We start from the raw sequence: 20,444 nt of genomic DNA, 5'->3' as shown, positions 1-20,444 counted from the left end.
GCAACAATAAACTTGAGCGTACTGATGCGCCTTGGTATTTTCTTCGATTTGCGGATGTGTTACTCATCTATGCAGAGGCAGCTAATGAGGCAGACAATAGTACTGCTGCACGTACAGTGGCATTGGCAAAGCTCAATCAGGTACGCGAAAGAAGCAATGCGACGCCCCGTAGACTCACTGGAGATGGAAATATCGATAATCAAAGCGGATTCCGCTCTGCAGTGCTAGAGGAGAGGGCAATGGAATTTGCACTGGAAGGCGACCGCCGCTGGGATTTGATCCGTTGGGGGATTTACCTTGATGTCATGAATAAAATTGGTGGAACCGATGAGGTGGGGGTTGTGAAAATACGCACTGAAAAGCATTTGCTTTACCCAATCCCCAATTCTGAAGTGGGCGTCAATACCACAATCACTTCAAATAATCCCGGTTGGAATTAACGTAAACCTAAATTTGAATAACCATGAAATTATTAAATCAATCCATATTATTTACCATATTGTCAGGTTACCTTTCCCTAGGAATGATCTCCTGCCAGAAGGATATTGTTAACTATAACGACGGCTATGACGATCAGTTGAGCTCAGATGGCCCACCTGTTATCGAAAAAGTCTCAACAGCAGCAGATCTCAATGCGACAATTACCAGTGCAGCGCTTACAGATATGATCGTCTTACAGGGTAATAATCTTGCTGAGCTTAAGTCCATAAAATTAAACGATGTGGAGGTAGACCTAGCGACGGTCTATGCTGTCAGATCCCGTATTACGTTACCTATACCGCGTATCGTTCCGACTGAGGTAAATAATAAGGTAACTGTGGAGACGGCAAAAGGAATTACGGAATTTCCTTTTGAAGTAAAAATTCCCAATCTGGTGATTGAAGGGCTATACAATGAGTTTGTTGCTGCTGGAGATACGGCCATTCTCGTAGGTAAATATTTGGATCTCTATAAATTGGATGTATTGGAGGGAAAATTCTTACTTAATAACACTGAAATCAAACCTCTTCACAGTGTCGCAGACTCTGTCTATTTTATTTTTCCTTCCAGTACGGCCGATGGTGCAACGCTATCGTTTTCAAGCCCACTGATTGAGGTGCCGAGACAAGTAAAATTTAGAGAGAAAGGAATTTCCATGCTGGATATCAAATCTTTGTCCGCCTACGTTACCGATGGAAAAGCAAGCGGTGACCCGGCCATTTTGCCCGGCTTTGATCGCTTTTTGCGGATCCGTCAATCTTTCGGTGCTTGGTCCTGGAACGGTATTTTCTGGTCAGGTTTTGATTTGAATGAAGCTGCGGTATTGGCCAATCCCAAAGATTACTATGTCAAATTTGAGATCAACACCAAAAGTACGGCTTCGATTAGCCAGGGGAATTTTATATTGGGCGGCGACAGACAGGAGACACGTTACAATCCTGCCGAGAATGGTGCCCTGAATACGTATGGCCAATGGAAGACGATGCGCGTTGATTTGACAGAGTTTTATAAAGATGCCTCCCAGGGTAATGGGACCTATCTGAAAACGGGTTGGAATACCTTTGTTTTCTCTTACCAACCTACTGTCGATGTCAATGACGACTTCAGCGTGTGCAATTTCAGGATCGTTAAAAAATAGGAGCTCAGTTGAAAAGATATGTATACTGCATACTGATGGTAACTATGTTGCTGACGGTGGCCTGTCGATCTGCATGGATCAACCCCAAGCCTAATTCCAAAACAGTTGTTGCCAGGCATGGTCAGCTCCGTGTATCGGGTACAGCGCTTGTCGATGCGCACGCCGATACGCTGGCTCTTCATGGTGTCAGCCTGGGCTGGCACAACTGGTGGCCGCGCTTTTATACTGCCGAGACCATCAATTGGCTTAAAAAAGACTGGAATGTTCAGGTGGTCCGTGCTGCTATCGGTGTAGAGCCTGACCAGGCTTACTTACAAAATCCTGAGGCAGCGCTCAAGCAATTATATGCCGTGGTCGATGCGGCAATAGCAGCGGGCGTATATGTGATTGTGGATTGGCATGCACACCATCTGCATACGCCGCAGGCAAAGGAATTCTTTCGCACTGTAGCGAGCAAGTACGGGCGTTATCCAAATGTCATCTATGAGATATTCAATGAACCCATGGAGACAAGCTGGGAGGAAATTCAAGCCTATGCAAAGGAAGTGATCCCCGTCATTAGGGCCATAGACCCAGATAATATCATTTTGGTCGGATGCCCCAATTGGGATCAGGATATACACTTGGTCGCTGATAAGCCTATCGAAGGATTCAGCAACCTGATGTATACAGTACACTTCTATGCAGGTACACATAAGCAGTTTCTACGTGACCGTGCTGATTATGCCCTGGCCAAAGGTATTCCGATTTTTGTGTCGGAATGTGCAGGGATGAATGCCGATGGTGACGGACCGATAGATCAAAAGGAATGGACAATCTGGAAGGAATGGATGGCTCAGCATCAAATCAGCTGGATAGCCTGGTCTATCGCTGATAAAAATGAAAGCTGCTCCATGATTGCGGATCAGCAGGTGCCGGCAAATGGCTGGTCTGACAAGCAGCTCAAGCCTTGGGGAAAAATGGTGAGACAAGATTTAAAAACGATCAATAAATGAGCAACTCTATAAAAACTGCCCTGTTAATGTCGCTGTGCGGAGCAGCATTCCTACTAGAATGTCACGCACAGATGCAGCCTAAAAATAGCGCAACACATGATTTTGGTACCGATTGGAGGTTTCATGCCGGTGAGGGAAGGGACAGCAGCTGGAACACGAAAGATTACCGGGATAAACACTGGGCAACCGTCGTATCCAACAAACCGCTCAAAGAGCAGGGGAAATTGTTGGAACAGGGCTTTGGCTGGTATCGCAAGCAGCTGGCTTTTCCTGCCCAGATGCAGCAAAAAATTGTCGAGGCTGAAGGTGTTGAAATTGATCTCGGTAAATTTGCCGCCTGTGAGGAAGTGTATGTCAATGGTCATTTAGTTGGTAAAACGGGAGAATTTCCACATAATTTCGCTGGCTACTTTGATCATGAACGCCGGTATTTCGTCCCCTTGGAAGTGCTTGACCTTACCGGTGAAAATGTGATTGCTATCAAATTTTTTGATGGTTGGAGTGCCAATGGCGGCTTCTTAAATGCAGCGGTTATGCAGGTACAACCGGCCTCAACAGTGGATAAACTGAAGCTGAAAGTCAATGTCCTGGATGATGATTATATTTTCCTGGGCAAAGATAGTATCGCTATAGCGCCAACGATAGAAAATAGAGGTAAAAAATCACTGAAGGCAACCTTGAAAATTTCGTTGACGACGGATGCGTACAAACCGATCAAATCACAGGAATTGAAGGTCGATATTCCTGGGCATGCAACAGCTCCTTTGGGTACCTTTGGATTAAAGAATGTCGAACCGGGATTTTACCGCTATAAGGTGTCTGTGGAGATCGACGGTGGACACAAACTGGAAGAACAGGTCAATGTGGGCTATGAGCCTGAAAAGATTGCTTCGCCAAACGATGAGGCAACAGATTTTGATAAATTCTGGAAAGCAAATAGAGCCCAGCTCGCTAACATAAAGCCTGATTATCAGTTGATGTTGATTCCGGAGCAGTCCAAGCTGGATTATGAAATGTACCATGTGTCCATGCGTTCGCTGGATAATGAGCTTATTATGGGCTACTACGCTAAACCTAAAAAAGCAGGAAAGCACCCAGTCATTGTCGAATATATGGGCTATGGATCAAAACCTTATTTTCCGAATCAGAGCTGGGATGGATTCGCCTATTTTGTACTTTCCATCCGGGGACAGGCATTGAATGAAAAATCAAATCATTTCGGTACTTGGTTTACCTATGGCATAGACAGTAAAGAAACGTATTACTATCGCGGGGCGTTTATGGATGTGCTGCGTGCACTGGATTTTGTCAGCTCAAGAGATGAAATTGATGGTGAACGTATTGCTGTGCGTGGATCGAGTCAGGGGGGTGCATTGTCGGTTGTTGCGGCATCGCTGGATTCACGTGTAAAAGCACTGGCAATTGGTATTCCTTTTCTATCGGATTTTCAGGATTATTTCAACATTGCACCCTGGCCAAAATCGGATGTAGATCACTACAGGGCTCAACACCCGGAACTGAGCTGGAAACAGGTGTACAAGACCCTTTCTTATTTTGATATTAAAAATCTGGCTTCCCGTATCCGGGTGCCATTGGTCATGGGAATCGGGGTGCAGGATAATGTTTGCCCGCCACATATCAATTTTGCAGCGTATAATCAGGTGAAAAGTGAAAAATCCTGGATGGCTTTTCCATTGCATGGACATAGCACCGGAAATGCATTTCATGTCGCGGGATTGGACCTCTTTAGACGTGTCCTCCATGTTGAACAATCAAGATAAATAAAACATAAAAAAGAACTTACTTTATATTTAATTCGAATCATGAGTACACTATTTGAACAACGTCTAAAAGATGTTGAAGCAGATCACTTTGCCCTATTAGAAAGAAAAAACCATCCTGTGAAGGAGCACAACGGTATTTACCAGCGCTATGAACATCCTGTCTTGACAGCAGCTCATACCCCGCTTTTCTGGCGGTATGATTTAAATGAGCAAAGCAATCCATTTTTGATGGAACGATTTGGTATTAACGGAACTTTTAATGCCGGTGCGATCAAGTGGAACGATAAATACGTATTGGTCGTACGGGTCGAAGGAAATGACCGTAAGTCCTTCTTTGCAATAGCTGAAAGCGCAAACGGAATTGACAATTTTAAGTTCTGGGATTTTCCGGTCGATCTTCCCGAGACGAATGATCCGGATACAAATGTCTATGATATGCGCCTGACGGCCCATGAAGATGGCTGGATTTATGGTATTTTCTGTACCGAACGGAAAGATCCGGCAGCGGCTTCCGGAGACCTTTCTTCGGCAGTGGCCGCAGCAGGAATCGTGCGTACAAAAGATCTAAAACACTGGGAAAGGCTACCGGATCTGAGATCCAAGAGCCAACAGCGAAATGTGGTTCTGCACCCCGAATTTGTCGACGGTAAATATGCCTTATATACCCGCCCGCAGGATGGATTTATCGATACCGGAAGTGGCGGCGGTATTGGCTGGGGCTTGGTAGATAGCATGGAGAATGCAATAGTATACGAGGAAAGAATCATAAACCATCGGTATTACCACACGATCAAAGAGCTGAAAAATGGAGAAGGGCCAGCACCTATCAAAACAGACAAAGGCTGGTTGCACCTCGCGCACGGCGTGCGCGCATGTGCTGCTGGACTGCGCTATGTCCTGTATGTCTATCTGACTGATCTTGCTGCGCCAGAAAAACTGATTGCCGAACCGGCAGGTCATCTGATGGCTCCAATGGGTGAGGAACGCGTTGGTGATGTCTCAAACGTGCTTTTTAGTAACGGCTGGATTGCAGATGATGATGGTACAGTTTATCTTTATTATGCCTCGAGTGATACCCGTATGCATGTGGCCGTATCTTCGGTTGAAAAACTGTTGGACTACTGCTTGTCTACAACTGGAGATGGCATGCGATCAAAAACATCGGTTGAAACACTTGTCGGGATTATTTCAAAGAACTTAGCACAATAAAATGTTTAAATTTATTGCAAAACGAGAATGATGAGTAAAACGGAACGTATTACATTAAAGGAAAAAATCGGTTATGGACTAGGGGACGCTGCTTCGTCCATGTTCTGGAAATTGTTTGGCATGTATCTCATGTTCTTCTATACAGATATATTCGGGATGGAAGCAAAAGTGGTCGGTACCATGTTTCTGGTCACGCGCGTCTGGGATTCTTTGTTTGATCCTATTATTGGTGTACTGTCCGATCGTACACGATCGAAATGGGGTAAATTCAGACCTTACCTACTGTACGTTGCGGTACCATTTGGTGTAATTGGTGTGTTCACGTTTTATACCCCTGCACTCGCTGAAAGTGGAAAAGTTGTGTATGCTTATCTTACTTATTCGGTCATGATGATGGTTTATTCGGCTATTAATGTGCCCTATGCGTCTTTATTGGGGGTAATAAGTTCGTCGCCCAAAACCAGGAGTGTGCTGGCCACCTTCCGAATGAGCTTTGCATATCTTGGCAGTTTCGTAACGTTATTGCTCTTCAATCCAATGGTCAATTTTTTCAGTGGCCACAGGCAGGATATTCAGGCCCAGCAGCAGGGCTGGGTGATGGCAGTGGCTGTTATAGCGCTCTGTTCCGTCGTTCTATTTCTGCTCTGTTTTGCTTGGACACGCGAACGGGTCCAACCAGTAACGGATAGTAAAAGTAGTTTAAAGCAGGATGTCAGGGATCTGCTGAATAATAGTCCTTGGTGGATTTTATTGGGAGCGGGAGTCTCCACGTTGGTCTTCAATTCGGTAAGGGATGGCGCAGCACTGTACTATTTCAAATATTACGTACACGAAGAAAATTATGGCCAGATCGTACTTCTGAACATTCCATTTGTATTGAGTGGACTCTACCTTGCATTGGGGCAGGCCGCCAATATTCTAGGTGTTATTTTGGCGGCTCCAGTAAGCAACAAAATTGGAAAGAAAAATACATTTATCTTAACCATGCTCTTGGCAACTGTTGGCAGCATACTGTTTTACTGGCTCGACAAAAGCCAGGTATGGGAAATTTTTGCATTGCAGGTCATCATCAGTATCTGCGCTGGAGCGGTATTCCCATTACTCTGGTCGATGTATGCCGACTGCGTGGATTATTCAGAGCTGAAGACAGGCAATAGGGCAACAGGTCTAATTTTTAGCTCCTCTTCCATGAGCCAAAAATTGGGCTGGGCACTTGGAACAGCGGTAACGGGCTGGCTCCTGGCTTATTTTGGTTTCCAGGCCAATCAACTACAGTCCGAGGAGACGCTTAGTGGTATAAAAATGTTTTTGAGCCTATTTCCGGCAATAGGAACACTCTTATCAATCCTGTTTATCAGCTTTTATCCGCTGACAGAAAAGAGGATGCAAAAGATTACTGCGGAGCTTGAGGAGCGTCGCAATTAATCTAAAGTGTAATGAAGAAAAGCAATGAAAGGATTTAAAGAAGAAATTGAAAATAATATCCTTCCGTATTGGATGGATAAAATGGTTGATACGGAGCATGGTGGTTTTTATGGCCGTATCGACGGTGACAATGTACTGGATAGGATGGCCAACAAAGGCGTCGTCATGCATGCCCGGATCCTGTGGACATTTGCTGCGTCCTACCGTGTGCTGGGCCACAGTGCCTACCGGCAGATCGCAGAACGCGCATACCTGTACCTCAGGGACTACTTTATGGATAAAGAATATGGCGGAGTATTTTGGGAACTTGATTTCCGAGGCCGCCCCGTAAACCGCAAAAAACAGACGTATGCACAAGGGTTTGCGCTCTATGCGTTTTCGGAATATTACCGTGCAACGGGCTGTACTGAAGCCCTGGACTATGCAAAGAAACAATTTTATCAGATCGAACGCTGTAAAGACGATGAATTGGGTGGTTACTGGGAGGCATTTACCGAGGATTGGCAGCCTATTGCCGATATGCGTCTCAGCGAGAAAGATGAAAACGAAGCTAAAACCATGAATACGCACCTGCATATTTTAGAACCTTATACCAACCTTCTTCGGGTATGGATCGATGCAGATTTGGTAAAGGCACATACTGATTTGATATCCTTATTCCTGGAACGTATATATAGTAAGGCTACCGGACACCTGCAGCTTTTCTTTGATGCAAAATGGCAGGTAAAAGGTCAGATGCAATCCTTTGGACATGATATTGAAGCTGCCTGGCTACTCTTGGAGGCGGTCAAAGTACTGGGTGATCCGGATCTGGAGGAAAAAGTGAAAACTGTCATTCCTCATATTGCTCATGCAGCATTGGAAGGGATCTTGCCCGATGGTAGTCTCGCTTATGAAAGAAACAATGCACATTGGGACCGCGAACGCCATTGGTGGGTACAGGCCGAAGCTGTGCTCGGATTTTCATACCTAGGGAAGCTGCTGAATGACAAGCTCTATCAGGAAAAGGCAGAAGGTATATGGGCCTATATCCGGTCGAATCTAATTGATAGCGAGGAGGGCGAGTGGTATTGGAGCAGGCTTGAGAACGGGGAAGTAAATAGAGCTGAAGATAAGGCAGGCTTCTGGAAGTGCCCTTATCATAATGGACGCATGTGTCTGGAAATGATCGAAAATTTTGGAATAAAATGATGAACAATAACGTTGTTTTCTACTTGGTCTTGGTAGCAATGCTCTTGAACTATAGTCTTTCGGCGCAGACCAATGTCCCTATTGACCGTATGGCCACTAGCGAAACTGTCGCATTGTACAAATACTTAAAATCAGTCCAATCGCAAGGAAAGGTTCTTTTAGGCCAGCAGGATGCGCTTTGCTATGGAAGGCATTGGAAGGGAGAGCCAGACCGTAGTGATATAAAAGAAGTGACAGGAAGTCACCCAGTAGTGCTGGGCCTCGATTTTCAGCCGTTGACTCATGAGGACAAGGTCTATCGGGAAAGTGAAACCAAAAGACTGGTCAATGTGGTCAAGGACATGTATCGTAGGGGGGGAATTATTACGTTCTCCTGGCACATGTCAAATCCTGTAAACGGTGGCTCCTATGAATGGAAAAATAACCCACAGCTCGCGGTGAGAGAAATTTTACCCGGAGGCAGGTCAAATGCTGCCTATCAGTCTTACCTACGTCGAATAGGTGCTTTCTTAGCGCAATGTAAAGGATCGAGGGGCGAGGCTATTCCGATTATTTTCAGACCTTTTCATGAGTTCGATGGTGATTGGTTCTGGTGGGGGAAGGGGCATGCCACTCCGGCGGAATTTATTCATTTATGGCGCTATACAGTTAATTATCTTCGGCAAGATCTGGGCATACACCAGTTGCTCTTTGCATTCTCTCCGGACTGTAAGTTTCGGGACCGGACGGAATATCTTGCGCAATTTCCGGGCGATGATTATGTCGATATTTTAGGTATGGACAATTATTGGGATTTTCGCCCCGATGGTGCAAATGATCCAGCAGCAGCAGCGTTCAAGATGGGAATTGTTTCGGCTATAGCCCAGGAAAAAAGTAAGATTGCGGCAATGACCGAAACGGGGCTCGAACGGATTACCGATCCAAACTGGTTTACACAGATTTTACAACCGATATTGGCAAAATGGCCACTGGCTTATTGCATGCTCTGGCGAAACGCAGACGATATTCCGACTCATTATTATGTACCTACCAAAGATCATCCGGCAGCAGCAGATTTTAAGAAATTTTGCCAGTCAGCGGATATCATTCTTTTAAACAACAATAAACTTATTTATAATGCAGCAGCAAAATGAGAAAGACTAAAATAAAAAGATATCTTGGACAGCTAATCCTATGTGGTATATTTACCGTAGCTGTATTCAGCCTCCGGGGGCAACAGCCGGCAGACCTTCATGCGACCGAAGAAACTAAAGATCTGTATCAAACAATCAATTCAAGGCGTGCAAAAGGGATTTCTGTAGGACATCAGGATGCGCTGGCCTATGGCCATGGCTGGTATAAAGTGAAAGGGCGCAGTGATCTGAAGGATGTGGCTGGTAAGCACCCCACTGTCATTGGCTGGGAAATAGGGGATATTGAACTTGGTAAACCGTACAATTTAGATTCCGTGTATTTTGACGACATGCGCCGCTACATCGTAGATACGCAAAAACGTGGCGGTATAACGAGCTTGAGCTGGCATGCCAATAACATCGTGTCAGGCAAAAACGCCTGGGATTGTGCGCAGGACACTGTCGTTCGCTCCATTCTTCCGGCAGGAAGCAACCACATAAAATACTTAAAATGGTTAGACCGGACCGCGGAGTTTTTGTTAAGTCTAAAGGATAATCAAGGGACTTTAATTCCGGTCGTGCTGAGACCTTATCACGAACATACCGGATCTTGGTTTTGGTGGGGGGCTAAACAGTGTACACCCGAGGAATATAAGGCGCTCTGGAAAATGACCGTCGATTACTTTCAGCAGAAACACGGTATCCATCACCTTCTTTACTGTTATTCGCCATCTGAAACCGAAAATGAAGCTGAGTTCTTAACACGGTATCCCGGCGATGCTTATGTGGACCTGGTCGCATTTGACTGTTATGTACCCGGAGATGGTACGCCCAAAGATATTGAAAAATACAAAATTGCTATGGCAAAAAATATTGCCATTGTTACGGACTATGCCGCCAGATCCGGGAAAATTCCGACAATCGGAGAAACGGGGCTCGAAGGTGTCAAAGATCCGACTTATTTTACCCAGGTGGTTTACCCTTTGGTCAAAGATAAGGGCTTGGCCTGGATATTATTCTGGCGGAATGCTTATGAAAAGGATAAACCAAATCACTATTATGTGCCCTTCAAAGGTCACCCTGCTGCGGGGGATTTAAAGAAATTTACCAAGAAATCCGCAGTATTGTTTTAATGCCAAGAGGTGTACATTCAGTTGTATATGTTAATTTAGTATTTAATTAACATAATTTTAATCTAATTTACACTCCTTAATATTCATTAACACTTGTTGTTGTTAGCTTTGAAACAATAAAAGGTAAACTTATGTTAAGGAAAGTCATATTTTATGGAATGGTACTGATTGTGGGAGTCTCCATAGCTTCATGTTCAAAAGATGAAAAAACAGAATCAGAGTCAGGGGAGGTTATCGAAACCGGTACTGCGATAAACATTAGCTCGATTTCAAAAAGTGGTGCGGTTGAAGGTAGCCAGGAGACTGGAGCGGACGACGATGATCTTATAGCAAACTCCACTTTCAACAGTACCGTAAAAATAAACTACGATGGCAATTCGGCCACTATTGAAAATCCAGCTTCCGGGGTTACAGTCACTAAAACTGGAGCTGATGTCGTTGTAAACTCTTCTGCAAGCGGTGTTGCCTATGAGTTAACAGGCTCAACAACAAGTGGATCATTCAAGATCTATTCGGATAAGAAATTCAAGGTTATCTTAAATGCGGTCTCTATTACAAATAACGACGGCCCTGCAATCAATATTCAGTCTGGAAAAAGGGCATTTATCATACTTGCCGACGGGACGGAAAACAAACTTACAGATGCAGCTAGCTATGCAACATCTGCTGAAGATCAAAAAGGCACAATTTTTAGTGAAGGGCAATTGATATTTTCTGGGACCGGCACATTAACTATTTCTGGCAAAACGAAGCACGCCATAGCCAGTGATGATTATATACGCGTTGTGGAGGGTACGATCCAAGTTTCCGATGCTATTTCGGATGGCTTACACAGTAACGACGGTATTTATATTGATGGCGGGAAATTAAATATCGTGGCAAGTTCTGATGGTATTGAAGCTGAAAAAGGTCGGATTATTGTCAATGGAGGAGAAATCACCTTAAAAGTTGCTGACGATGGTATTGTTGCGTCCTATGAGGATGGAGACGAAACTATAATACCCGATGTGATTATAAATGGCGGAAAAATAAATATCGAAACCACTGGATCAGGTGGGGAGGGAATTGAGAGCAAGGCCACCCTTAGCATCAATAATGGTGAAATTTACATCAAAGCTATCGATGATGCGATCAACGCCGGGAAAGCAATTTATATTAATGGAGGAACAATCGTAGCCTATAGTACCACAAACGATGGTATAGATTCCAATGGGACGATGACAATTACAGGTGGACATATTTTTGCTATCGGGGCAAAGAATCCGGAAGAAGGGTTCGATTGTGATAACAACACCTTTAAGATTACCGGAGGGCTTATGGTCGGCGTGGGAGGAGCCACAAGTTCTCCAACTGCAAGTGTTTCTACACAGCCCTCGGCAATTTTAAGTGGCGGTCAAGCTAGTCAGATCTATAGTGTTCTTGACAAGGACAACAATGAGGCCCTGACATTTAAATCGCCTGTTTCTTTTTCAACATTACTGATCTCCAATGCTAGCTTTTCAGTAGGTGCATCCTACAAGCTCGTAAATGTATCTTCAGTTGCGGAAGCCAATGCGTTTAACGGACTATACTTAAGTGGAACATTTAGCAATCCAACGGTTACTTCATCGTTTACATTATCAGCTATGGTCAGTAATTTAGGAGGAAACCTAGGACCGGGTGGAGGAAGATAGAAAAGATTAAAGTGACCTGCTCAAGCAGGAAACGGGCAAAACGTCCATGGAGCTGATCCATATTTTTATGGTCTCAGAAGCGACGAACTTATTCCTATTTTACCCGGCTTTTACGTATAAAATCATTTTTCGGTATGGATATGTTGCCGTAAACAGGCCGCCGTTAGCGAGACAGTATCTTTAAGCAAATCGGCAACGGTACCTGTAAACACCACATTTAACGATTTTTGTTTGTCGATAAGGCTATCCACATCAATGGTCTGCACAATGCCCAGTCCTTCACATGCCTTGCACATGCCCAAAGGATTATTGAATGAAAAAGCACTTGAATAGCCTACAAAGGGTGTTCCCATGCGCGAGAAAAGCAAGCGCAGGGAAGCATATATGTCGGTAGCCGTTCCTACGGTCGAGCGTGCGTTACCGCCCAACCTTTTTTGATTGATAATAATAGGGACATTCAGGTTGTCGATTTTGTCCACATCGGGAACGCCGATGTGCTGCAGCCGGTTTCGGATAAAACTGCCCTGTGTTTCGCTGAACTGCCTTTGGGCTTCAGCACCTATCGTTTCAAAGACCAAAGACGACTTGCCCGATCCAGAGACCCCTGTAAAAACAGTAATCTTTTTCTTGGCGATCTGGAGAGAAATATTTTTGAGATTATTTTGTCGGGCATGTATGATGTGACTTGCGTTTCAAGTATAGTCCCTTTTATAGCGCTCCGTAGGTCAGGTATATTTTATGCTGTTTTAACTATTTTTTTTAACCACATCGACCATATGATCTAAATCAAATGGCTTTTCAATAAAGTCGTCGGCTTTACATTCTGCGGCGGTTTTTGCAATATCGCTATCTGTCGATGTCAGGACAGATGAAAGCTCTTCGGTATCCGGATCAGTTTTGAGTTCCTTGATCACCTCGGATCCTTTTTTACTTCCTTTAATATGGTCGTCCACAATAAGAATGTCGGGATCAATATCTGCAAGCTTTTCAATTGGTTCGGTCGTAAGCGATGGAATCACATCAAAACCCTCATCAACTAAGACCTCATCCATGATATTCAAGATATCTTCATTATCTTGAATAACTACAGCCTTCTTTTTTGTCATTTCTTTTGAAATTTATCGGATAAATATAGAAAAAAAAGCGAGTACAAAAAACAGGGGAACGCGCAATTTTCAGTTAGGAGAAACAGAACAAAAGACATGCTATCAGTGAGCTGATGGCAATGTAGGCTAGTAGTGGGCTTACGCCGTCATTTTTGCCTAATTTTTTAACAAAAAAAACAGATAACATGAATGTTATCTGCTGAACTTAACTTAAAGAAGTTTTTAAACTTCCTACTTAATTATGCTATTCGCACATTAACTGCGTTAATGCCCTTTTTACCGTTTTCTAGATCGAATGTTACAGTATCGTTTTCACGTACATGATTGATTAAACCTGACGAGTGTACGAAAACATCTTGACCGCCATCTGTTGGTGTAATAAAACCAAAACCTTTGGTGTCATTAAAGAATTTTACTGTTCCTTGTTGCATTGTATATATGTATTAAATTATGTATTTATTAGAACGCTTTTGCAGCATACCTCTCCTTTAACCATACGCGTTGGTAAAGGATAAATCGATCTGTCAACAAAAAATGAAGTTTGTAATTTTTCGTATTGACACTATCAATCTGAAAAAAGGTAATTAACTTCATATGTTGATAACAAAATAGCAGCTGGAAAAACGAAGACTGAGAAGAAAGAGTAAACTCAAAAGTGTCAGAAGAAGTAATGGCAGAAGCCTGATTATTATTCAAATGTAGTTATAAATTATTGAAAAACAAAGTTTTTTATTTTCTTCTGCCAATGTCAGTAAGCGCTAGAGGGGAAAGAGTTGCCGTCGATGCGGAGCAGATGTTTTGCTGGCAGAGCCATTTCAACTTGATGATCGCAATGATTTAGTAGAGAAAGCGATCTAAGCTTAGTTTTGATTTTAAGGTTGAATCAAGCTACTAGGCGATTGAATGAGTTGGAAAAGCAGAAATAGGAAGCGGACCAAACTTAAGGATAGTTTGGTCCGCTAGGTTAAAAAAATATCATGCTTTAATAATTCTTACGCATGTTTCACAGTAATCCTCTTTGTTATGCATTAGCTCACCTACTTTATGAAACAATACATGCTGCTGATTGTGCATGGGATAATGTATTAATCAAGCGCTATGAATGGCTTAGCTGTAACTTTCCGATGAAAGGGCGATTATCAATCGTCAGAATAGCTTCTTTAATGGAATAGCATAGCTGGTAGCTTTCGCTCAGCGCTTTTTTGCTAGCTTCTATTTTGTCGTTTTCAACTTTATCGACAATCCAGGTTGGGTTTAACGGATCTGAACTAAATTTGGTGATTAATACGGTAAATCCTTCTTTCTGAGCACTGATTAAAGTGTCTTTTGTGATGTCTACTATTTTCATAGTGAGATAATATACGAAAAAAATACGAAAGAGGATGTACTAAGTTTAAATGATAACCTGGTCCACTTGCGGACAATTTTAATAGAAATGTAGCTTCTTTTATGGATCCGGCGCTAAAATTGAAAAGTTTAGAGCCGGGAATATCCGCTGTGATGCAGATTGCAAAAAAAAATAAATGTAACTAAACTTTTTATCTTAATCTTATTTTCCATTGAGATGGTCGCGCACAAAATCTAGCCAATTCGAAGGATCAATGGTTTTATCAATATATACGTCAGGTTGTAATCCAATGTCGTCTACAGGAAAGTCCGGAATACGATAACTTTTAGATAATCCATAGTACAGTTCAATATCGCCACAAGGTGATGTCACGATATTTACATTCGAGATATCAAGCATCCCTTTGGTTGTTCTACCGTATAATTTTACCTTTTTACTTTGCATGGCGGTCAATAGAAATTGCTCTGTCGTGCTCCCGTTATTTTCATTGATAACGATCCCTATGTTTTTGGGATAAGGCTGAATGGTATCCATCTTGGTTATGTTTACTTTTTTATTGAATAAATCGACATACTCACCTTTATTGGCCTGCAATTTTTCGTAGTAGTTTTTGAACGTTTTTTTAGACTCCTCGTCAAAATCGGGGTTTTGACTCAGCTCCAACATGCGTTGATTATTTAAATCTGTCGAATAAAATAATGCACCTACGGTTCTAATCGGCTGCGTGTATAAGAAGGGGATAAGGCTACTATAACTCGCATCACTTCCGCCTGGATTATTTCTGACATCAATAATAAAATTTTCGGTCGATAAGATGGTTGCTCGGTTGGCTAATACAATGCTGTCAATTGCTTTTTTTTCTGTTATTTCAAAATCAGGAATTCGGAGGTAAACCGTGTTTTCATTTATTTTTTCGAATAATGGCTTTGTGGCCTTTAATGGATTTAAGTCCTTTTCAATAGGCTGCTTATTTTGTTCGCTAACCTTTTCGGCCTTCTTTGTTTTTCCAATATAATTTACGCCGATATGTCCATTACGAAAGAAACGGATCCATTGATTGAGTAATGTAGCACATTCCTGATTATTGGACAGGTGTTTAACTTTTTCGAGATACATTTTATTGTGCAATTCATAGGCATCCTTGCCCTTCTTGCTGATGGTATATTGAAAACCGGCATCATTTTCTTCAAAAGTTTTTTTTACCCACAAAAAATTGGATTCACAATTGCAGTTTTGGGCGTAATTTAAAATAGGCAAACTTAGCAATAGCCATAAAAATAGGACGCGTCTGTTCATTTGTATTATCAGAAATATTAATAATTGTCGATTGCACAAATATAGACTAAAAATGGAAAATACCCTCGTAACCGAACAAAAGATTATTCAGGATGTCAAGGCCCCATTTTTTAGGTATATTTGCACCAGATCGAAGCTTTGCCATTAGAAAAAAGCTGCAAGAATTATTGAAAAATACAAGGCAATTCCTGCTGCAGGTCCTAGCGATAGAAAGGGCAGCAATAAGCTTAAAACAACTCAAAAATAGGGGATTAATAATAACTCAGCTAAATGTAATGCACGATATGGAATCACTCTTTAACGCATGGAAAACGAGCAGAATGGCTTACCTCAAGTTTTTTGAAAACTATTCATTGGAACAGCTCAATCACATTCCGGAAGGATTCAGTAACAACCTGATATGGAATATTGGGCACATCATTGCCACACAGCATAAATTGATTCATATCGGATCTGATGTAAAAGGGCATATTCCCGAAGAAATTTTTAACAATTATCAGTCGGGAACAAAGCCGACAGTCCCCGTATCCCAACAGGAGGCAGACTTACTGAAAAGACTGCTCCTTGAACAAATTGAGCCAACTATCCGTGATTTTAATAGCAAAAAATTTGTCACCTATCAGGAACGGACAACCGGGACAGGATTTCATCTCACTTCAATATACGACACCTTCGAATGGAACAATTTTCATGAAGGACTTCATCTAGGCTATATGATTCGCTTTTTACCCATAGCATGATCAATATGGCAGCTGTCATTCCAGAAGCTAACCCTACACTATTTATCGCAGTAAAACCTTTATTCTTTCATAGATGACGAAAGGCTATTTTAAAATAATTCGCAAGCATAGTAAATTGTTATGGATTAACCTTTGCCAATTCATTGCCAATAAATTAAAGTGTTGAAAATAAGGTGTTAAAGTTTTTTTCTAATGAGTTGCATGTTCGAACTCGAACGGTCTTTGTTCGAAAGCGGACAATTTCGGGCAAAAGTTTCGTAGGACTTTATCTACCCCCACGGATGTAGTTTGGGGATTGGATTCGTGTCCAAAAGTAGCGCAGTTGTATGCCGTCCTGGTAGTTATTTATGATTGTGAGGTATCAATGAGGTAGTTGTAAGACTACCTTATTGATGTCTATTGCCTTTATGGTAATAAGCGATATTTTTGTTAATCCCTTGCGCCGCATCATTTTTATCCGGTGATGCCATTGCGGGAGCATATTGCAATGATACAATATCAGTGCTGTCCATTTCGGGCATTTTAAGCGGGCGGTACCAGGAAGGTGGGTTCGTGAGGTTGCCCGTGTTTTTGCGATCTGTCTGTTCGGTTGATTCTTGTACAGAACGTTGTTTCCAGCGTCTATATACGAGCAGTGCTGCTCCAGCAACTGCCGTGATAACGAGTCCGATTTGTGCTTTCATTTCTTCTTTTTTAAGAATTGAACAAAGTTCCCTTCAAAAAAGTTCAACAAAAAACAAATCAGCTATTTCTGGCGTAGGTGCCAGAAATAGCTTTTTATAAATCATCGTCATCAGGCAAAGTGATGACAGCAACTTCGGCAATGACGACGACCGCTTGATCACAGTCCCATGAATTTAAAGGGTTCTGCTTTTTTAAGGTGTCCATTGCTCAGTCCAGTGTAAGTTTTGTTTTGCTCGACATCAAGTTTGAGAACCTTACCTTTCTCGCTCAGATCCAAATCTTTTAGATTGATCCAGAAAGTCCCCGGACTAGTCACTGTTTCAAAATAGTAAACCAAATCTTTGTGATCGGCTACCGAGCGCCATCTTGTCGTGGAGATATTGGGTTCTTCTTCGTTATGGAGTCTGTGCTTGTGTCATTAAGAAAAATGAAACTGAGTTGGCCACAAGGACTTCGTAGTGCTATTGGCAAAAACAAGGTTTTTGGAACTGGCGGTTAAATTGAGCGGTGTAGAAACTTCAATAAAGGGAATCACTCCTTAGCTTAGAGAAAACGAATAGAAAGGCTAAACTCAAGTTTTAGGTTTGCAGCTGGGGTATATGATGAGCGGTAGAGAGTTTCTTACAGCGTACTCATGCGGGAGAAAAAAGGTGGGCTAAAGCAGATGTATTTCTGTAATATAAAAAATACGAAAACGTTATAGTTAAATTACGAAAACGTTGTAGTTAAATTTTGGCTCCTGTGCTTTTTAGAAGTTTTTTAGCAACTCTGTCGCCAACATCATTCAATTGTTTATTTTTTTATATCGAAAATCGTGTTATTGAGACAAAATAGCACTTTTTTGATACGATCTAGTTCTGTTTTTCTAATTGCTAATATTCAATTTTACAGTTAAGATCGGAAGAGCGAAGGAAGCCAATTATAAAATTACTAAATCACCCATAGTGAATATTTCTTTATGAGAAACAATTGTAAACTAAAACAAAGCCGCTTTTATGGCTTCGGCGCAGGCAAATGGATACCCTGTTCCTGCCTGCTTTGTCTGGTCGCTCTGGCTAGTCCTGCCGCTGCATTAAAAGCCAATGTACCCCTGATTTCGACGGCAAACGGGACGGTACAGAACCGCGAAATCACAGGTAAAATATCGGACGGCAATGGGCAGCCGCTGGCCTCCGTGACAGTCAGTGTGCTGGGCAGCAAGGTCAGCACAGCCTCAAAAGCTGATGGTACGTATACCATTTCGGTGCCGCTCGAAGCAAAAAAACTGGTGTTCAAACTGTTGGGCTACAAGAGCCAGGAAGTCGACCTTACCCCATCCAAGGTCGTTAATGTGGTCCTTAGTTCGTCCGCCGATGAGCTGGACGAGGTAGTGGTGGTGGGCTATGGTACCATGCGCAAAAAGGATCTGACAGGTTCCGTGACCCAGATCCATCCAGACCGCATTGCCAATGAAAACCCAAAAACCGTACAGGATATCCTCCGCGGATCGGCAGGACTGAATATCGGTTACGATGCCTCGGCAAAAGGGGGCGGCTCCATTGAAGTGCGGGGTAAACGCTCGGTCTACGATAGCAACAGCGGGCACAACAACCCCTTGCTGGTACTCGATGGTATGATTTTCTACGGCGAGCTTTCTGAAATCAATCCGGATGATATTGAGCAGATCGATGTGCTGAAAGATGCTTCGGCCGCCGCTGTTTACGGCTCGAAAGCAGCAAGTGGTGTGATTATTATCAGTACAAAAAAAGGGAAGCAGGGCAAACCGACGATCAATATGACCATGAACGCCGGAGCAACACAATTGAGTGAATATCGCAAAAGATTCAGCCCGGAAGCTTACCTGCAACACCGCGAGGATTGGTATACCAAGAATACCTACGGCATCAATCCGACAACGGGTCTATATGAGGCTTATCAGATACGGGATGATAATGGGAACCTTACTGTGCCTTACGGTTTTTACCTCAATCCGGGGCAGCTGCCTTCGTCATTATCGCTGGATTCCTGGCGCGCGCAGTCGACCAACGAGGACGGGGAGTCCGACCGAAGTATCTGGGGCCGCCGCCTGGGCCTGCAGGGAAATGCCCTGCAGAATTTTTTGGATGGGAAAACGGTCGATTGGGCCGATCATACCTTCCGAACGGGCTTTAACCAGGATTACAACGCGAGCATCAGTGGCGCGCGCGACCGCGTCAATTATTACTTGTCCATGGGATACCTGAAAAATGAGGGAACCGTTGTCAGCGATACCTACAAGGCTGTGCGGGCAAACATGAAAATCAATGCGCATGTGACCAACTGGCTAGAATTGGGCGCCAATGTGAATTTTCAGGATCGCTCCGACGGCAATATTGATATTGATATCGACCAGACATTGCGCAACAGCCCTTACGCCGATTATGCCGATGCCAGTGGCAATCCTTTACAATATCCGCTCAGTGAGCAGTTTAGCCAGCGCGGGTATAATTATGATTTTCAACGGAAATACCTGGAGCTGGACAAGGGCTATTCGGTCTTCAATTCCATTTTTAATGCGAAAGTCAAGCTGCCCTTTAACATTACCTATTCCTTTAACGCTTCGCCGCGGCTACAATATTTTCATGACCGTTATTTTATGTCGGCCGAGCTGCCGGGTTCTAATCCGGCCGATCGCGGTGCAAACCGCGAGCAGACCAAACGTTTTGACTGGTCGCTCAACAACACCATCAGCTGGGAACAGAGCTTTGCGGATAAGCACCGCCTGATGGTAACCTTGGTACAGGAGGCGGAGGAACAGCAGTCCTGGAAAGATCGTATTGAAGCGCGCAATATTTTGCCTTCGGATGCACTGGGATTTCACAATACCAAAAATGGATCAAAGGAGAATAGCAGCTTTGATAGCTACGATACGCACCAAACGGCGGATGCTTTGCTCGCCCGTTTATTTTATTCCTACGATGACCGCTATATGCTCACGACCTCGATTCGGCGGGATGGCTATTCGGCTTTTGGTACCTCCAATCCCTACGCGACTTTCCCTTCTGTGGCCCTGGCCTGGAATTTTACCAAAGAGAAATTCTTTAAATGGACCGATGTAATGGATTATGGTAAACTGCGTGTTTCCTACGGTAAAAATGGGAACCGGCAGCTG

General features: G+C 43.2%; 18 protein-coding genes. 12 read left to right on the top strand and 6 right to left on the bottom strand.

Translation table 11 applies throughout. The features are described from left to right. The 10 genes from B2X72_RS17925 to B2X72_RS17880 form a co-directional block, all read left to right on the top strand. Nucleotides 1–440, top strand: a 440-nt coding sequence (locus B2X72_RS17925) for a RagB/SusD family nutrient uptake outer membrane protein (RefSeq protein ID WP_286850938.1), incomplete at its 5' end; no start/stop codon positions are given. A 23-nt stretch (nt 441–463) separates the two neighbouring features. Then, the gene (locus B2X72_RS17920; RefSeq protein ID WP_286850937.1) at nt 464–1,618 is read left to right on the top strand and encodes a glycan-binding surface protein; all 1,155 of its coding nucleotides are present in this window, start codon (nt 464–466) and stop codon (nt 1,616–1,618) included. An 8-nt stretch (nt 1,619–1,626) separates the two neighbouring features. After that, nucleotides 1,627–2,613: a glycoside hydrolase family 5 protein gene (locus B2X72_RS17915; protein ID WP_286850936.1), complete on the top strand. Its 987-nt coding sequence runs from the start codon at nt 1,627–1,629 to the stop codon at nt 2,611–2,613. Beyond that, nucleotides 2,610–4,394, top strand: coding sequence for an acetylxylan esterase (locus tag B2X72_RS17910; RefSeq protein ID WP_286850934.1), 1,785 nt, complete (start codon nt 2,610–2,612; stop codon nt 4,392–4,394). The genes B2X72_RS17915 and B2X72_RS17910 overlap by 4 nt, the downstream gene beginning before the upstream one ends. Before the next feature lie 42 nt (nt 4,395–4,436). Continuing rightward, nucleotides 4,437–5,606: a glycosidase gene (locus B2X72_RS17905; RefSeq protein ID WP_112374618.1), complete on the top strand. Its 1,170-nt coding sequence runs from the start codon at nt 4,437–4,439 to the stop codon at nt 5,604–5,606. Between the two features lie 27 nt (nt 5,607–5,633). Then, complete coding sequence (locus B2X72_RS17900) at nt 5,634–7,031, top strand: MFS transporter (protein WP_286850932.1); 1,398 nt, start codon at nt 5,634–5,636, stop codon at nt 7,029–7,031. A 24-nt stretch (nt 7,032–7,055) separates the two neighbouring features. Beyond that, nucleotides 7,056–8,222 (top strand): AGE family epimerase/isomerase, encoded by a 1,167-nt coding sequence (locus B2X72_RS17895; protein WP_204991190.1) that lies wholly within the window; start codon nt 7,056–7,058, stop codon nt 8,220–8,222. Beyond that, on the top strand, nt 8,219–9,355 hold the full coding sequence (locus B2X72_RS17890; protein ID WP_286850930.1) for a glycoside hydrolase family 26 protein: 1,137 nt from the start codon (nt 8,219–8,221) through the stop codon (nt 9,353–9,355). Before B2X72_RS17895 ends, B2X72_RS17890 begins: the two co-directional genes overlap by 4 nt. Continuing rightward, entirely contained in the window at nt 9,352–10,467 is a 1,116-nt protein-coding gene (locus B2X72_RS17885) for a glycoside hydrolase family 26 protein (RefSeq protein WP_204991188.1), read from the top strand. The genes B2X72_RS17890 and B2X72_RS17885 overlap by 4 nt, the downstream gene beginning before the upstream one ends. Nucleotides 10,468–10,598: 131 nt before the next feature. Then, entirely contained in the window at nt 10,599–12,140 is a 1,542-nt protein-coding gene (locus tag B2X72_RS17880) for a carbohydrate-binding domain-containing protein (RefSeq protein WP_286850927.1), read from the top strand. Between the two features lie 122 nt (nt 12,141–12,262). Here the strand turns inward: B2X72_RS17880 and B2X72_RS17875 are convergent, their stop codons facing one another. The 5 genes from B2X72_RS17875 to B2X72_RS17855 all read right to left on the bottom strand — a co-directional run bounded on the left by B2X72_RS17875 (nt 12,263) and on the right by B2X72_RS17855 (nt 15,890). Continuing rightward, on the bottom strand, nt 12,263–12,718 hold the full coding sequence (locus B2X72_RS17875; RefSeq protein ID WP_286850925.1) for a hypothetical protein: 456 nt from the start codon (nt 12,716–12,718) through the stop codon (nt 12,263–12,265). A gap of 168 nt (nt 12,719–12,886) precedes the next feature. Further along, on the bottom strand, nt 12,887–13,246 hold the full coding sequence (locus B2X72_RS17870) for a response regulator (RefSeq protein WP_145328442.1): 360 nt from the start codon (nt 13,244–13,246) through the stop codon (nt 12,887–12,889). A gap of 239 nt (nt 13,247–13,485) precedes the next feature. Continuing rightward, a complete protein-coding gene (locus B2X72_RS17865) occupies nt 13,486–13,677 on the bottom strand; it encodes a cold-shock protein (RefSeq protein ID WP_070566563.1) in 192 nt (63 codons plus the stop codon). A 665-nt stretch (nt 13,678–14,342) separates the two neighbouring features. Further along, nucleotides 14,343–14,594 (bottom strand): hypothetical protein, encoded by a 252-nt coding sequence (locus tag B2X72_RS17860; RefSeq protein WP_075992363.1) that lies wholly within the window; start codon nt 14,592–14,594, stop codon nt 14,343–14,345. Between the two features lie 201 nt (nt 14,595–14,795). After that, a complete protein-coding gene (locus tag B2X72_RS17855; protein WP_145328378.1) occupies nt 14,796–15,890 on the bottom strand; it encodes a S41 family peptidase in 1,095 nt (364 codons plus the stop codon). Nucleotides 15,891–16,174: 284 nt separating this feature from the next. On the opposite strand from B2X72_RS17855, the gene B2X72_RS17850 reads away from it, so the two are divergent. Beyond that, entirely contained in the window at nt 16,175–16,630 is a 456-nt protein-coding gene (locus tag B2X72_RS17850) for a DinB family protein (RefSeq protein ID WP_145328377.1), read from the top strand. A gap of 386 nt (nt 16,631–17,016) precedes the next feature. Here B2X72_RS17850 and B2X72_RS17845 read toward each other — a convergent pair whose 3' ends face one another. Then, nucleotides 17,017–17,313: a hypothetical protein gene (locus tag B2X72_RS17845; protein ID WP_145328376.1), complete on the bottom strand. Its 297-nt coding sequence runs from the start codon at nt 17,311–17,313 to the stop codon at nt 17,017–17,019. Nucleotides 17,314–18,272: 959 nt separating this feature from the next. Here B2X72_RS17845 and B2X72_RS17840 point away from each other — a divergent pair. After that, on the top strand, nt 18,273–20,444 hold a 2,172-nt coding region (locus tag B2X72_RS17840; RefSeq protein WP_286850921.1), incomplete at its 3' end, for a SusC/RagA family TonB-linked outer membrane protein.

Source organism: Sphingobacterium sp. UBA7253 (assembly GCF_002472745.1).
Classification (GTDB): Bacteria; Bacteroidota; Bacteroidia; order Sphingobacteriales; family Sphingobacteriaceae; genus Sphingobacterium; species Sphingobacterium siyangense.
Note: the sequence above shows the minus strand (reverse complement) of the source record. Positions and strands in the feature narration are given on the sequence as shown.

What these genes read in the sequence shown, in the direction of transcription:
- B2X72_RS17920 (WP_286850937.1), top strand. Translation starts at nt 464, where the DNA reads ATGAAATTATTAAATCAATCCATATTATTTACCATATTGTCAGGTTAC.
- B2X72_RS17910 (WP_286850934.1), top strand. Translation starts at nt 2,610, where the DNA reads ATGAGCAACTCTATAAAAACTGCCCTGTTAATGTCGCTGTGCGGAGCA.
- B2X72_RS17905 (WP_112374618.1), top strand. Translation starts at nt 4,437, where the DNA reads ATGAGTACACTATTTGAACAACGTCTAAAAGATGTTGAAGCAGATCAC.
- B2X72_RS17900 (WP_286850932.1), top strand. Translation starts at nt 5,634, where the DNA reads ATGATGAGTAAAACGGAACGTATTACATTAAAGGAAAAAATCGGTTAT.
- B2X72_RS17895 (WP_204991190.1), top strand. Translation starts at nt 7,056, where the DNA reads ATGAAAGGATTTAAAGAAGAAATTGAAAATAATATCCTTCCGTATTGG.
- B2X72_RS17890 (WP_286850930.1), top strand. Translation starts at nt 8,219, where the DNA reads ATGATGAACAATAACGTTGTTTTCTACTTGGTCTTGGTAGCAATGCTC.
- B2X72_RS17885 (WP_204991188.1), top strand. Translation starts at nt 9,352, where the DNA reads ATGAGAAAGACTAAAATAAAAAGATATCTTGGACAGCTAATCCTATGT.
- B2X72_RS17880 (WP_286850927.1), top strand. Translation starts at nt 10,599, where the DNA reads ATGTTAAGGAAAGTCATATTTTATGGAATGGTACTGATTGTGGGAGTC.
- B2X72_RS17870 (WP_145328442.1), bottom strand. Translation starts at nt 13,246, where the DNA reads ATGACAAAAAAGAAGGCTGTAGTTATTCAAGATAATGAAGATATCTTG.
- B2X72_RS17865 (WP_070566563.1), bottom strand. Translation starts at nt 13,677, where the DNA reads ATGCAACAAGGAACAGTAAAATTCTTTAATGACACCAAAGGTTTTGGT.
- B2X72_RS17860 (WP_075992363.1), bottom strand. Translation starts at nt 14,594, where the DNA reads ATGAAAATAGTAGACATCACAAAAGACACTTTAATCAGTGCTCAGAAA.
- B2X72_RS17855 (WP_145328378.1), bottom strand. Translation starts at nt 15,890, where the DNA reads ATGAACAGACGCGTCCTATTTTTATGGCTATTGCTAAGTTTGCCTATT.
- B2X72_RS17850 (WP_145328377.1), top strand. Translation starts at nt 16,175, where the DNA reads ATGGAATCACTCTTTAACGCATGGAAAACGAGCAGAATGGCTTACCTC.
- B2X72_RS17845 (WP_145328376.1), bottom strand. Translation starts at nt 17,313, where the DNA reads ATGAAAGCACAAATCGGACTCGTTATCACGGCAGTTGCTGGAGCAGCA.